The sequence below is a fragment of the Prescottella defluvii genome, assembly GCF_000738775.1.
GTDB lineage: Bacteria > Actinomycetota > Actinomycetes > Mycobacteriales > Mycobacteriaceae > Prescottella > Prescottella defluvii.
This window is the reverse complement of record NZ_JPOC01000228.1, coordinates 1-219: the sequence shown is the minus strand read 5'-3', so window position 1 is coordinate 219 and position 219 is coordinate 1. Positions and strand designations below refer to the sequence as shown.

Annotated in this window: 1 pseudogene; it reads right to left on the bottom strand. The window is 63.0% G+C overall.

The features are described from left to right. A pseudogene (locus IJ15_RS25165) lies at window positions 1–209 on the bottom strand (cytochrome ubiquinol oxidase subunit I); the annotation flags it as partial. Between the last annotated feature and the right edge of the window lie 10 nt (window positions 210–219).

The window sequence follows — 219 nt, the reverse complement described above, 5'->3', positions numbered from 1 at the left end:
AACTGCAGGCCCGGCAGGGCGAGTTCGGCGCGCATCAGCAGTGCCAGCAGCCCGCCGAACATGAAGAACGCGAACGACGTGATCAGATACATGATCCCGATCACCTTGGGATCCGTCGTCGTGATCACGCGATAGATGATCGAGCCCTTGCGGGCGAACCTGGCCGGATACGGCCTGACGGCAACGGGTTTCGACGCGACGGTTGCCACCGCTCCTCCT